Genomic DNA, 12,478 nt, shown 5'->3' on the forward strand with positions numbered 1-12,478 from the left:
GGGGTCAGCAGTCTATAGTCAGCAGAACTGTGACTTCCGCGCTCCCGCCGGCCACCCTGGCTGCACTGCGCAAGAGCGGTCATGTGCGGGAGAGCGTGAGGGACGAGCTGCGCCGTAACCTGCTCTCCCGGCTCCGCTCCGGCGATGCACGGCTGCCCGGGATAGTCGGCTACGACCACACTGTGCTGCCTCAGCTGGCCAACGCCCTGATTGCCGGGCACGACATGATCCTGCTCGGCGAGCGGGGGCAGGCCAAGAGCCGGATCATGCGCTCACTGGTGGACCTGCTGGACGAGCTGACGCCTGTGATCGCCGGCTGCGAGATCAACGATCACCCCTACGACCCGATCTGCCGGCGCTGCCGGGATCTGGTCCAGGAGCGCGGCGAAGACACCCCTGTGGCTTGGCTCGGCCGCGGCGATCGCTACGGTGAGAAGCTTGCGACGCCAGACATCTCCATCGCCGACCTGATCGGCGAGGTGGATCCCATCAAGGTGGCGGAGGGCCGCTATCTGTCAGATGAGCTCACCATCCACTACGGGCTGATCCCCCGCTGCCATCGAGGCATCTTCGGCATCAACGAGCTGCCCGACCTGGCTGAGCGGATCCAGGTCGGCCTGCTCAACATCATGGAAGAGAAGGACGTCCAGATTCGCGGCTACCGGGTTCGGATGCCGCTGGACCTGGTGGTGGTCGCCAGCGCCAACCCCGAGGACTACACCTCTCGGGGCAGGATCATCACGCCGCTGAAGGACCGCTTCGGCTCGCAGATCCGCACTCACTATCCGCTGGCCATCGAGGAGGAGGTGGCCATCATGGAAGCCGAGGGGTCGGCGCCACCAGCCGGTGTCGAGGTGCTCGTTCCCGGCTTCATGAAGGAGATAGTGGCGGAGATGACGCATCTCGCCCGGCGCAGCCCGCACATCTCGCAGTCGTCAGGCGTGTCGGTCCGCATGTCGATCGGCAACTTCGAGAGTCTGAGCGCGAACGCCATCCGGCGCGCCGCGCGACTCGGCGAGGAAGTGGCGGTGCCCAGGATCTCAGATCTGGCCTATCTCGTCCCCTCCACCGCGGGCCGAGTCGAGATCGAGGCGCTCGACGAAGGGAAGGAAGAGCAGGTGCTGGAACGCATCCGGCGGGGTGCCGTGGCTGCGGTGTTCGGTCGGCACTTCGCTCCCAGCCAGTTCGAGTCCCTGGTCGGCAGGTTCGATGAGGGGCAGGTGATCGAGGTGGGCGAGAGCTTGCCTGCCGCCTCCTACGGGCGGGCGTTCGGGTCGGGAGCCGAGCTTGGCCCCGCGCTGCGCAGGCTGCAGCTGCCCGACCGGCCGGAGGTCCGCGCTTCGGCGTTGGAGTTCCTGCTGGAGGGCCTTCATTTGGCCAAGCGGCTCAACAAGGACGACATGAACGACCGGGTGATCTACCGGCGCTGAGCCAAGGGGAGGCGGGCCTCCCCTTCGAAAACCCCTCCGGGATCGCTTCACTTGCATGCCGAACCCGAGGCCGGGCACTCTTCGTCAATCCACTGTCCCGCTTCGGTACCGACGTCGCGTACCGGCCGGGATGAACCCGGCCTTTCGACCTAACACTAGGGCGCCGGCAGACGAGGCAAGCTACGCCAGCGACAGAGCTGGCTCGGAGTGGGATGGGCAACCATTGCGCCGGGGCAGGTGCCAGTCGGAGCGGCCGGTAGGCTGCCCTGAGTGTCTACCGAGTTGGATGTGTGGCAGGCGGTCGACAAGTACCTTGGCCAACGCTTGCTGCCTGCTGATCCGGTGCTCGAGGAGGCGCTGCGCTCCGCCGCCGCAGCCGGACTGCCCGAGATCTCCGTCTCGCCGGCCCAGGGCAAGTTCCTGCACCTTCTCGCTCGGATCTGCCGCGCTCGCCGCGTCCTGGAGCTGGGCACCCTCGGCGGCTACAGCGCCATCTGGCTGGCCCGTGCGCTCCCTGCCGACGGCACTCTCGTCACGCTCGAAGCGCAGCCGGCCTTTGCTGAGATCGCTCGCGCGAACATCGCTCGCGCGGGACTCGCAGACAGGGTGGAGATAATCGTCGGCGCCGCGCTCGACACGCTCCCCGCCTTGAAGGAGCGAGCTGAGGAGCCGTTCGACCTCGTCTTCATCGATGCTGACAAGCCGAACTCGCTGGAGTACATCCGCTGGGCCCTTCAGCTCAGCCGACCCGGCTCGGTGATTGTGCTTGACAACGTGGTTCGGCAGGGCGCGCTCGCCGACAGCACGTCGAGGGATGAGAACGTGGCGGGCATGCGCCGTGTCTTCGATTTCCTGCCCACCGAGCCCAGGCTTTCTGCGACCGCACTGCAGACCGTGGGGGTGAAGGGTTATGACGGCTTCGCCCTCCTCCTGGTTCAAGGCTGAGAGCCGCCGTCTGAGCCAGTTTCGACGCGGGAGTCTCAAATGACGCGCTCGGTTAACCAAGCGCCGGTCGGCCCGGAGGCTACTTCTGGAAGTAGAAGACTCCTGCGAAGCCCATCACTATCAGCGTGACGAGTATGAAGAAGACGATCTCGATCCGCAGCGAGAGCCGGACCAGTCGCTTGGCCTTCCGCGTTCGCTCGCCACAGTTGTCGCAGTAGGCCGCGCCGACTGGCAGCTGACTCTGACACCGATCGCAGTTGGTCTGCTCGGTCTGGATCGCGGTGGCCACTCCTTGAGTATGCCTCAGTGCCAGGCCAAACCCGAGGTCTGTTCTCCCTTGGCATTTGCGCATCCAGCGCGAGATGAGCGAAGCTGAGAACGATCATGCAGATGCCATCCGATATGCGAGAGTTCAACCGCCAGGTGATCGAGGAGTTCAGGGCCAACGGCGGCAGGCTCAGCGGCCCGCTGGCCAAGAGCACCCTGCTGCTGCTCACCACCACCGGTGCCCGCAGCGGGCAGCCCCGCACAGCGGTCCTCGGCTACGGGCGGCACGCCGACAGCTACGTGGTGATCGCCTCCAACAACGGGGCCACATCGCATCCTGCCTGGTACCAGAATCTCCTCGCGAATCCAACTGCCACTGTCGAGGTCGGCCGGGACAGGTTCCAAGTCCGAGCGAGGACGGCGGAGCCGGCCGAGCGGGAACAGGTTGCGGCGGCCGTTTCCTGGCTCGAGCAGCAGCAGGCGCTGACCAGTCGCGAGATTCCCCTGGTGCTCCTCGAAAGGATCAGCTAGAGCCGAATCGACTGCGCGGCGGCCGGCGGCCGGGCGCCACTGACTACGCTGTGGCAATGCCTGATCAGATGGGCTCCAGCGAGGATCTGCTCGTGGTCATGAGCACGGTTGCTGATCGGGCTCGCGACCTGGTCGCCGGCCTGGACGAGCCGCGCTTGGGCTACAGGCATGCTCCTGCCCTGCCCACCGTGAGGGAGGCGGTGACCTCCCTCTGTCAGGCAGGGATCGCGGTCGACGGGCTCCTGCGGCACGCGTACCTCGAGCCTGAGCAGCGCGAGATCCCGCTCAGCGAAACGCTTCGCTCCACACCGGAGGCGGAGGTCAGCCCGCCGGCGGCTGAGCTGCTGGAAGCGTTCGCCCGGGTGCGCCGGCGAACCATCGACCTGCTCCGCGGGATGTCCCCGGGCGATTGGCGTCGCACCTTCGTCGACTCCCGTGATGGCGAGCTCACGCTGTTTCAGGTCTGCGAGCGCATCACCCGCCAGGAGATCGGCCGGTTGGGCATGCTGCGCAACCTAGTCTCCCTGGTCCCGGTCGTCTGAAGTCGGGCCGCTGAGTGAAATACAGCGGCGGGCAGGAGGTAGGTATGAGCGAGCTGGAGATCCTGGGCGTTGACAGGGCACGAGCCGCCCCCTCTTCCCAACACCTGACCGGGTGAGGTTCAGCTGGTCGCGCGGAGCGCCGGTGCAGCGGGTGCTCTCCCGGCCGCCGTCCCGGCGTGTCGCTGGGAGTCCCGTCTCCGCGGCGAGCGCTCATCCGAGGGCGTCAGCTGCGCCTGACGCCCTCAAGGCGGCCGTGCGCGAGAACGTGCCCGTCTACCGCTGCGAGCACGTCCTCGAACCCGGTCAGCCGCCTCGTCGCCGGGATGGCCTCTTCGATCGCGTACAGATGGAATCTGTAGCGGTGCACGCCGTGTCCGGGCAGCGGGCGCGGACCGATGTAGCCGGTCCGGCCGCGGCGGTCGGGCACGAACCGCACTTTCGGGGCGCCGTCATTGAGCGCTCCCTCCGTCACCCCAGTTGCGCCGACGTCGAGAAGAGCAATCAGATGCAGCCCCGGGTGGCTGAACGGCACATCGACGTCCTCCATGACGAGCAGGAGCTGCGCCGTCCCCGCCGGCGGGCCCGACCACGTCAGGGCGGGGGAGATGTTGTCGCCAAGCCCGCGCCTGCGGTACGCGGCTGGGATCGACTCCCCGGGCGTGAATGCGGGGCTGCTCAGCGCGATGCTCACATCGCTGGCCAGCTGCGGCGCATGCCCGATACTGCGCTCCTCGCCGGCGCGCTTGCCGCGCAGGAGCCAGCCTAGCGGCGTGAAGATGATTTCCAACAAGCTCATGGGACCTCCGACGAATCTTGTCTGCGGACGACACCTCGCTCAGGCCGCGCCATCCCTCGGACCTCTGCCCGCAGCTCGGCCAGGCGGCCGGCGCTGATCGCCTCTCGAATCCGCCGCATGAGCCGGTTGGTGAAGGCGAGGTTGTGTTCGGTCAGAAGGGAGATGCCGAGGATCTCCTTCGCCTTCACCAGGTGATTCAGGTACGCGCGGCCGAAGCGCCTGCAGGCTGAACAGGGACAGCCCTCCTCGATCGGCTGATCTTCGAGCTTCCGGTCGGCCTTGGCCAGGTCCAGGCGATTCCGCGGCAGTCCCAGGTGCAGCGCCTGGCCGTGGCGGGCGATCCGGCTGGGCATGGCGCAGTCGAAGCTGTCGATGCCGCGCAGCGCGCCTTCCACCAGGTCGTCGGGCTCCCCCACTCCCAGCAGGTGGCGCGGGCGCGCCTCCGGCAGCAGCGGACGGACGAGATCCACAACGCTGTACCAGTCCGATTTCGACTCCCCCAGGCAATCACCGATGCCGTAACCGTCGAAGTCAAGCTCCGCCATTCGCTCAGCACTCCAGCGGCGGAGATCCGGATAGACCCCACCATGAACTATGCCGAAGAGCGATTGGGGGGCGGCTGGACCCAGTACTCGGAACGCGTCGAGGCAGCGCTGGGCCCAGCGGGCATTCCTCTCAGTGGCGATCTGCGTGTATTCCCGGGTGACATGAAAGGGAGTGCACTCGTCCAGGCAGAACAGGATGTCGGCGCCGAGAGCCTGCTGCAGCTGCATGTTGTTCTCGGGCGTGAAACGGTGACGGCTGCCGTCGACATACGACCGGAAGTCGGCTCCCTCCTCGTCCACCCGCACCGCGTCCAGCGCATCCTCCTCACGGCCGAAGTCAGGGATACGGCGGCGACCCTTTAGCTCATCGGCGACCTGGCCGTGGCGAAGGCTGAAGACCTGGAAACCCCCCGAGTCGGTCGCCAGGACGCCCGGCCAGCCCATGTAGGTGTGGAGACCCCCCGCGCGCCTGATGACCTCGGGACCCGGCTCGAGCGTCAGGTGGAAGCTGTTGCAGATCGCTGAATGGACGCCGGCCGCTGCAGCCACGGCGGGATCGAGTCCCTTCAGGGCGGCCTGCGTGGCGACGGCGAAGAAGGCCGGGGTCTCAAGCTCGCCGTGCTCGGTCCTGATGACTCCGCGCCGAGCGGCGCCATCCTGGGCGGTGATGCTGAACTCGAGCACCCCAGGACTCTAACCAGACGAGCTGGAGGAGCACGCAGCCATCGAGTTGCAGCTCCCGCCTCAGCGGCAACGGCGTCCTGCAGAATGGGCGCATGTACGGTCCAGTCATAACGGGAAGCAAGTTCCGGCTGCGGCCGCCGTCCGAAGAGGATGCGCCGATCTTCTGCGACTGGTTCGCGGATCTTGAGGTGACGCTCTATCTGAGCCGCCGGGTCACTCCGACGCTCCAGTTCGAGCGGGAGTGGCTGCAGAAGATGGCCGCCAGCGACACCGACGTCGTGTGGTGCATCGAGTTTGAGGACCGAACGATCGGCACTACGGCGGCGCATCGGATCGACTGGCAGAACGGCCACGCCACAACCGGCACGGCCATCGGCGACAAGGGCGCCTGGGGCAAGGGAATTGGCGGCGAGCTGATGCGCCTCCGCCGCGACTACCTCTTTCGCGAGTACCGCCTAAACAAGCTCAAGTCGGCCTATCTCGAGGGCAACGAGGCCAGCGCTCGCGCCCAGCGTGCGGCCGGCTACCGCGAGGTCGGCCGCTTCCACCAGGAGTTCTTCCGGGACGGTCGCTGGTTCGACCAGATTCAGACCGAACTGCTGCGGGCAGACTGGGAGAGCCTTCAGCCGTAGGGCCCAAGCTGTCTGGCAGCGGTCAGTCCCTACCATCATCAAGATGTCCGAACACCCTGCCCCACTGGCTGGTCAGCAGTCCCCGATCGCGCCCGCCGGGGCCGCCGCCCCACCCGCCGGCGGCGGTCAGCCGCGGGGCAAGAGGCGGCGCCACGGTCTACGCTCAGCCGGCCGTGGCGAAGCTGCGGGCAGCGGGCAGTGCTGGATGCTGGTCATCTCCCCCGACAATTTCCGCAAGACGCGAGAGCAGGGTTTCTCGGTGCAGGGAATCAAGAGCCGCCACCGCCGGCGGGCGGAAACCATCCGACCGGGCGATCACCTGCTCTACTACATCTCCGGCCGGATGTGCTTTGCGGCCACCTGCACCGTCACCTCCCCTGTGTTTGAGGATCACAGCCATCTCTGGCGCACCGCTCGCCGGGAAGAGGACTACCCGTGGCGCGTCAAGATGCGGCCCGATCACGTGCTGGAAGAGTCGGAATGGGTGCCTGCCAAGAATCTCGCCTACCGGCTGGAGTATGTGAAGAAGTGGCCGCCGGAGCAGTGGTCAATGGCTTTCCAGGGTCATCTGCACCAACTGCCCCAGAAGGACCTGAAGCTGATCGAGGACGAGTTCAAGCGGACTGTGAGGGACCGCGCTGCTGCCAGCTGAGTCGCACGCGGGGGATCCGCTCGGAGTTCGGAGCGCCTGCGCCTGGGTGGTGGGGCGCGCGCGCGACGTTCGCTTGGGGGATCTCGCGACGGCAGCGGAGACGGTGCGGAAACGGCCGCTGCCGGCATGGGACGGCGTCAGCCATTTCGCTGACGAGCCCGAGCGCGCCCGCCGCTATCTCATGGTGCTGGACACTATCAACTTCTCCTTCTGGCTGCCCGGGGGCTGGACGGGACAGAGGCCGGGCGGGTACACGCAAATGGCCGAGCGCCTGCGTGACGTCTACCGCGCCGGCACTGACTTGGAGGACCCCGATTCGCTGGTGGCGATCGACGCCGAGACTCTGGGCAGGCTGCTGGGGCCTTTCCCCATGCTCGCCGAGCGGGCGCAGGCGCTGAATGAGCTCGGCCACCACGGCTACGACGGGCTGGTGGGCGAAGCCGCCGTCGACACTGCCCGCAATTTCGGCGAACGACTCGACAGCTACCGCGATGTGTCCGGCTATGAAGGTCGGGAGGTCCCCTTCCTGAAGCGGGCGCAAATTGTCGCCGCCGACCTGCACGCCGCCGGCCTGGCCGGCTTTCCCGACCTCGATCAGCTGACCTGCTTTGCCGACTACAAGCTGCCCCAGGTGCTGCGTCATCTGGGCGCCCTCGAGTATTCGTCCCCGCTGGCCGCGCGGGTGGACGGCTGGGTGGAGCTGCGGAGCGGCGAGCCGGCGGAGGTGGAGATCCGAGCCGCCACTGTAGTGGCGGTCGAGCGCCTGCGCCAAGAGCTGACCGACCGGGGCCGCCAGCTCACGTCGGTCGAGCTCGACTGGCTGCTCTGGCACCTCGCCCAGGAGACCTTCCCCATGTCGCCCTATCACCGCGTGCGCGGAATTTACTACTGAGGTCAGCGGCTTCCCGTACATGCGCCGCTGGCTAAGCTCAAGGCATGGATCGGAAGGAGCATGACCTCGAACGAGAGCGCCGCCGCCGCTCCACCCGGTGTTCGTTCTGCGGCAAGCGTCAAGACCAGGTGCGCAAGCTCGTCGCCGGCCCGGGCGTGTACATCTGTGACAGGTGCATCGAGCTCTGCCAGGAGGTGCTCGATGAAGACTCCCGCTCAGCGCCCCGCCAGGGCCACGCCCCTCCCCCAAGCCGCGGTGAGCCGCTGGCTATGCGGTTTCGAACCCTGCTGAGGCAGCTCTTTCCCAGCTCCGCCGTCGAACCGGCTTAGACGCACTCGCGAGGCTAGTCAAACCCGGCCCGCTTCGATCAGCTGTCGGCGGTGGGGACGCGCGCCGTCGCGCCGCGCTGGCTGTAATGCTGGATGACTGCCACGTCGCCCAGCGCATGGAGGTTGGCGAAACGCCGCCGTTCAGGCAACACTTCCTTGCCAACCTCCTTCAGCCGCTCCTCGACCACCCAACCGGCGATCTGGACGCGCGAGCTGAATCCGAGCTTGTTCAGAATGTGAACCACGTGAGTCGCGACAGTGGTCCGGCTCAGGAACAGACGCCTAGCGATGGCGAGATTGTTCAGGCCCTGGGCCACCAGATCGGCCACCTGCTGCTCCCGGTCACTGAGCAGGCTTCGCCTCGCCTGTTCGAGCTGCACCACGCCGGTTGGACGTAGGACTCGGGCCGTCCTCTGAGGCAGGTCGGCTGGATGGTCGGTCACTTCACTGAAAAGCATCAGGAGGTGAGTCGAAGCCTGTCCCTCTGGGGTGAGTGGATATACCTCACACTCCCAGACTGTGGGGGCAGCCGCGACGGCGGTGGCGGCTCCCCGTCGTTCTGAGTGGAGGTAGCCCCGATGCCGGCCAGGCTGCCCGGTAGCACGGACCTGACGGACCACTGCCAAGAGGCCTTTCCGCTCGGTTGTCGCCAACAACTCCGCCAGTGGTCGATTCTCGAGACTCCGCGTGTCCTGTGAGGCCCAGCTGCGCCAGACAGCGTTGCCGTACTGGCAGCGAAACGCCGGTGAGCAGTCAGTGAGCAGAACTGCCACCGGCAGGGTGTCGAGCAGCCGGCCCGAGACATCCAGGACATTTGGCTGGGCGAGGGATCTCAACACCGTGGCGAGCTGCTGTAACGAATTGTTCACAGCCGACCCTCGATGGCTCAATCCCCCCACCTCGCTCTATACGAAGGGAGAGCCGGGAATGGACATCGGAAATGCTGCCTAGGTAGGTGTCGAATCGTTCGTCTGGAGGATGTGGGGAAACCTTGGCGGCCACAAGCTTGCTAGGGCAGATACGCGACGACGTGACCCACCGGCAGTGCTGGAACTAAGTCGATCGATGGAGATTGGAGGAAACTCATGGAATACCGTCCCGAAGGAACCCGCCGGCTGCTCGACATGGTCGCGTCCCGCCGCGACGTCCTACGAACCGGAATGCTGGCTGCGGGCGCTGTCGCGGTCGGCGGCCCGCTTCTGACAGCCACCCCGGCTTTCGCCGCAGACTCGGCGTCTGACACGGTCGCGAAGCTCAGTGTGGTGCCGGACGAGGTGACCGACATCAAGACCATCTTCATAGTCGCGGAGACCGCTGAACAGCTGGCGATCACGCTCTACCGGAACATTGTCAGAACCGCCCGGGCGGGGAAGCTCAAGCCGGCTCTGCGCCAGAGCGAGATCGAGGCGCTGGCTGCAGCCGGCATCGAGGAGCAGATCCACCACGAGCTGTTCGCCGCCGTGACCGGAATGCCTGTCATCCCGACCGCCACTCATTTCAGCTTCCCCAAAGCTGACGACACCTTCGCGGAGCTGGACGAGTTCATCTTCGCCCAGCAGCAGTTGGAGGGGGTGTTCGACTCCGCCTTCCTGGCCGCGGTCAGAGAGCTGGCGTCGCCGCCGAATAATCAGCCCCGGCTCGCCCAGATCGCAGCGCAGATCGCGGTGATTGAGTCCGAGCACCGGGCACTGGGCCGTCAGATCCTCGCCAACCACGGCATCGACACCATCCCGAACAGCAACATCCCCTTCTCTGACGGCCCCTTCGGCAAGGTCGATATCGGTCCCGGCACGCTGCCGACCAGCCCGTCCGACAACTGGGCCTTTGCGCCCGTCTTCGTGGAGTCGGTGCCGGATGCGGCAGACCTGGCGAAGGCCGCCGGCTACCTGAGCCCAAGGCCTGGAAACGACTTCAGGTACGTTCCCATCAACCTCAAGGACGGCGGTTACTACCAGCACATCGCCGACAAGATCCAGTTCCAGCTGCCGTACATCAACACAGCAGAGGACGGCGACTAAGTGGTCCTATCCCCGAGTGGGCGAGACACTCACGTTGACCAATGACTCTCCACCCAGCGATAGATCTGACCATCGCGCAGCTCATGCTCTGACGGCGGCCCCGTGGGATGGGTGAGGGCAAGCCTGGCCAGCACATTGGTCCGCCCGCGAACCGCTTGACCGTCTTGGCCAGTCCAGTGAAGATAGGGATGGAGTAGCGGCTTCAGCGTGTCCCAATCTCGCTGATCGATCGCCGTCCACGCAGCCCGAACGACGCTATCCATAACCGCGAACTCTAAGCCGCCGTCGCGCGCCGCGGTAAGAACGCCCGGCAGGACCGCTGGGGTCGCCCACCTTCCCGAGGCCGATACGTCACAATCCAACTGGGCAGTGGTGCCTCCTTAGCAGTGAAAGCGAGATCCGTGAAGCCCATGGGCGAAGAGCCCGCCGACCGGGGCGCCGCAGTGCGGACGGCGCCAGACTCGTTCGAGTCCCTCTTCCTGGCCGAGTACGGGAAGGTCGTGGCAGTGGCCAACCGCGTCCTGGCCGATCGCCAGGAAGCTGAGGACGTGGCGCAGGAAGTCTTCTTGGACTTTCACCGCAAGCACCCAGCGGACGCCGGCTACGCCCCGGCCTGGCTGCAACGGGCCGCCGTCCACACTGCCCTGAACCGGATCCGCTCCCGCAAGCGGCGGGAGCGCCGGGAGGTCAACGACGCCAATCTCCGCACCGACACGCCGCCCGATCCGCAGGACGTGCTGGTCGTCAACGAGGAACGTCGGCGGGTGCGGCAAGCGCTGAGCCGGCTCTCCACCAAGCCCGCCTCCCTTCTCGCTCTGCGCTACAGCGGACTTTCCTACGTCGAGATAGGTGCCGCCCTGGGAGTGGGCACCAACCAGATTGGCACGCTCTTGCGACGTGCCGAGCAATCACTGCTGAAGGAGCTGAACCGTGTCACACCTGCCTGACGGAACCGTCCGTCGCCTCTACGACGAGCCTCTCGCTCTCAGCGAAGCCGAGCGAACTCACTACAACGGCTGCGCCGCCTGCCAGGAACGCTTGAGCGACATCGCCGCAACGACTCGCGGCGTGGCTGCCGCCCTGGCCGTGCCCGGCGTGACAGTTGACCCTGAGGCGGCACTGGTTCGCTTCAACTCCAAGCTCGCCGGCCAGGGAAATCCCTCAACGCTGCAGCGGTTGCGGTCAGCGGTCTGGCCGCAGGCGCAGGTCAGTAGCTGGCGGAAGCCGGCGCTGGCAGGAGTTTTGGCGGTGGGCTTGGTGGCCACAGTGGCCGCCACCCCGATCGCCCAGAACGTACGGCAAGTGTTCGAGCCCAGCCAGGTGCAGACCGTCAGCGTGGGCAAGCCCACACAGTCTGATATGAACAGCCTGCAGGCGTTCGCCCGCTGGGGTGACGTCAAGTGGGTGAGCCAGCCGCAGCTGCAGCAGGCGGAGACTGCCGCTGAAGCAGCCAAGATCTCTGGACTGCCGGCGCTGAAGGTCGACACATCCAAGCTGCCGCAGGAGTTCGCCAATCAACCGGTCACCTACGCGGCCATGGCAGGCGCCACCGGCTCAGTGACGTTCAATGCCAACGCTCCAGCCAAGCTCAGGGGAACCACTCTGACGGTCCAGGTGGGACCGGCTGAGGTGGCCGTAGTGGGCGACCTCAACAAGGCGGCGCAGGCGGGAAAGACTGCCGATGGCTCCAAGACGACGCCGCAGGAGATCGCCAGCCAGGTCGGCCCGGTACTGGCCATCGCGGAAATGCGGTCGCCCAAGGTGACGTCCAACGGCGTCAGCGTGAGTGACGTCAAGAAGGCGCTGCTGGCCAGCGATCCCAGTCTCAGCCAGCCGCTGAAGGACTTGATCAACGGCTTCGACAGCCCGGCCGGCAACCTGCCGCTGCCCATCCCGGTGGACATGGCATCCGCACACCCGGCAACTGTGCATGGCATCCAGGGAACTGCTATCGGCGACAACACGGGCCTGGGTGGGGGCGTGATCTGGATCGACAAGAAGAGCTCGACCGTGTACGCGGTGGCCGGCCTGCTGTCGGCGGACAGCGCAGTCAAGACGGCCGACGGACTGAGCTTCAAGTAGCGTTTCCAGTCAGTTGGTAGATCTGCAGGAGAGGCAGGCGGCGGCCACGGTGGCCACCACCCCGCCGGCAAGTTATTGTTTCGAGCTGAACAAGTCCTACAGCGGCAGCCTGGCGCTCGCCGGTCTGACGATG

The 12,478-nt window shown here is 66.4% G+C and carries 15 protein-coding genes and 1 pseudogene; 11 read left to right on the forward strand and 5 right to left on the reverse strand.

Going from position 1 to position 12,478, the window contains the following annotated elements:
- Positions 1-29: 29 nt before the first annotated feature.
- Positions 30-1,430 carry a magnesium chelatase ATPase subunit I gene (locus ACR2MZ_RS05890; RefSeq protein WP_434004138.1) on the forward strand — a complete coding sequence of 467 codons (1,401 nt, stop codon included), beginning with the start codon at positions 30-32 and terminating at the stop codon, positions 1,428-1,430.
- Between the two features lie 270 nt (positions 1,431-1,700).
- Positions 1,701-2,375, forward strand: a complete 675-nt coding sequence (locus ACR2MZ_RS05895) for an O-methyltransferase (RefSeq protein ID WP_434004139.1) — start codon at positions 1,701-1,703, stop codon at positions 2,373-2,375.
- A 79-nt stretch (positions 2,376-2,454) separates the two neighbouring features.
- On the opposite strand, the gene ACR2MZ_RS05900 is transcribed toward ACR2MZ_RS05895, so the two are convergent.
- Complete coding sequence (locus ACR2MZ_RS05900; protein WP_434004140.1) at positions 2,455-2,664, reverse strand: hypothetical protein; 210 nt, start codon at positions 2,662-2,664, stop codon at positions 2,455-2,457.
- Positions 2,665-2,759: 95 nt separating this feature from the next.
- Here ACR2MZ_RS05900 and ACR2MZ_RS05905 point away from each other — a divergent pair, with 95 nt between their 5' ends.
- Both ACR2MZ_RS05905 and ACR2MZ_RS05910 read left to right on the forward strand, forming a co-directional pair.
- Complete coding sequence (locus ACR2MZ_RS05905; RefSeq protein ID WP_434004141.1) at positions 2,760-3,173, forward strand: nitroreductase/quinone reductase family protein; 414 nt, start codon at positions 2,760-2,762, stop codon at positions 3,171-3,173.
- A 56-nt stretch (positions 3,174-3,229) separates the two neighbouring features.
- Positions 3,230-3,715 (forward strand): DinB family protein, encoded by a 486-nt coding sequence (locus ACR2MZ_RS05910; RefSeq protein WP_434004142.1) that lies wholly within the window; start codon positions 3,230-3,232, stop codon positions 3,713-3,715.
- A 223-nt stretch (positions 3,716-3,938) separates the two neighbouring features.
- Here the strand turns inward: ACR2MZ_RS05910 and ACR2MZ_RS05915 are convergent, their stop codons facing one another.
- Both ACR2MZ_RS05915 and tgt read right to left on the reverse strand, forming a co-directional pair.
- Entirely contained in the window at positions 3,939-4,502 is a 564-nt protein-coding gene (locus tag ACR2MZ_RS05915) for a YbhB/YbcL family Raf kinase inhibitor-like protein (RefSeq protein ID WP_434004143.1), read from the reverse strand.
- Positions 4,503-4,507: 5 nt separating this feature from the next.
- Positions 4,508-5,740, reverse strand: coding sequence for a tRNA guanosine(34) transglycosylase Tgt (gene tgt / locus ACR2MZ_RS05920; protein ID WP_434004144.1), 1,233 nt, complete (start codon positions 5,738-5,740; stop codon positions 4,508-4,510).
- A gap of 92 nt (positions 5,741-5,832) precedes the next feature.
- Here tgt and ACR2MZ_RS05925 point away from each other — a divergent pair, with 92 nt between their 5' ends.
- From ACR2MZ_RS05925 to ACR2MZ_RS05940, 4 genes and pseudogenes are all read left to right on the forward strand, one after another.
- On the forward strand, positions 5,833-6,372 hold the full coding sequence (locus ACR2MZ_RS05925; RefSeq protein ID WP_434004145.1) for a GNAT family N-acetyltransferase: 540 nt from the start codon (positions 5,833-5,835) through the stop codon (positions 6,370-6,372).
- A gap of 43 nt (positions 6,373-6,415) precedes the next feature.
- Positions 6,416-7,024, forward strand: coding sequence for an EVE domain-containing protein (locus ACR2MZ_RS05930; RefSeq protein ID WP_434004146.1), 609 nt, complete (start codon positions 6,416-6,418; stop codon positions 7,022-7,024).
- A gap of 49 nt (positions 7,025-7,073) precedes the next feature.
- Positions 7,074-7,916: a queuosine salvage family protein gene (locus ACR2MZ_RS05935; RefSeq protein WP_434004147.1), complete on the forward strand. Its 843-nt coding sequence runs from the start codon at positions 7,074-7,076 to the stop codon at positions 7,914-7,916.
- A 44-nt stretch (positions 7,917-7,960) separates the two neighbouring features.
- Positions 7,961-8,179, forward strand: a pseudogene (locus ACR2MZ_RS05940) (ClpX C4-type zinc finger protein); the annotation flags it as partial.
- 104 nt (positions 8,180-8,283) lie between these two features.
- Here ACR2MZ_RS05940 and ACR2MZ_RS05945 read toward each other — a convergent pair.
- Positions 8,284-9,114 (reverse strand): response regulator transcription factor, encoded by an 831-nt coding sequence (locus ACR2MZ_RS05945; protein WP_434004148.1) that lies wholly within the window; start codon positions 9,112-9,114, stop codon positions 8,284-8,286.
- Between the two features lie 216 nt (positions 9,115-9,330).
- On the opposite strand from ACR2MZ_RS05945, the gene ACR2MZ_RS05950 reads away from it, so the two are divergent.
- Positions 9,331-10,263, forward strand: coding sequence for a ferritin-like domain-containing protein (locus ACR2MZ_RS05950; protein WP_434004149.1), 933 nt, complete (start codon positions 9,331-9,333; stop codon positions 10,261-10,263).
- Between the two features lie 29 nt (positions 10,264-10,292).
- Here the strand turns inward: ACR2MZ_RS05950 and ACR2MZ_RS05955 are convergent, their stop codons facing one another.
- Positions 10,293-10,526, reverse strand: a complete 234-nt coding sequence (locus ACR2MZ_RS05955) for a nuclear transport factor 2 family protein (RefSeq protein ID WP_434004150.1) — start codon at positions 10,524-10,526, stop codon at positions 10,293-10,295.
- Between the two features lie 123 nt (positions 10,527-10,649).
- On the opposite strand from ACR2MZ_RS05955, the gene ACR2MZ_RS05960 reads away from it, so the two are divergent.
- Together ACR2MZ_RS05960 and ACR2MZ_RS05965 are read left to right on the forward strand one after the other, a co-directional pair.
- Positions 10,650-11,210 (forward strand): sigma-70 family RNA polymerase sigma factor, encoded by a 561-nt coding sequence (locus tag ACR2MZ_RS05960; protein ID WP_434004151.1) that lies wholly within the window; start codon positions 10,650-10,652, stop codon positions 11,208-11,210.
- Positions 11,194-12,345: a hypothetical protein gene (locus ACR2MZ_RS05965; protein WP_434004152.1), complete on the forward strand. Its 1,152-nt coding sequence runs from the start codon at positions 11,194-11,196 to the stop codon at positions 12,343-12,345. The genes ACR2MZ_RS05960 and ACR2MZ_RS05965 overlap by 17 nt, the downstream gene beginning before the upstream one ends.
- The last annotated feature ends 133 nt before the right edge of the window (positions 12,346-12,478 follow it).

The sequence above is a fragment of the Candidatus Dormiibacter sp. genome (genome assembly GCF_050999135.1).
GTDB lineage: Bacteria > Chloroflexota > Dormibacteria > Dormibacterales > Dormibacteraceae > Dormiibacter > Dormiibacter spiritus.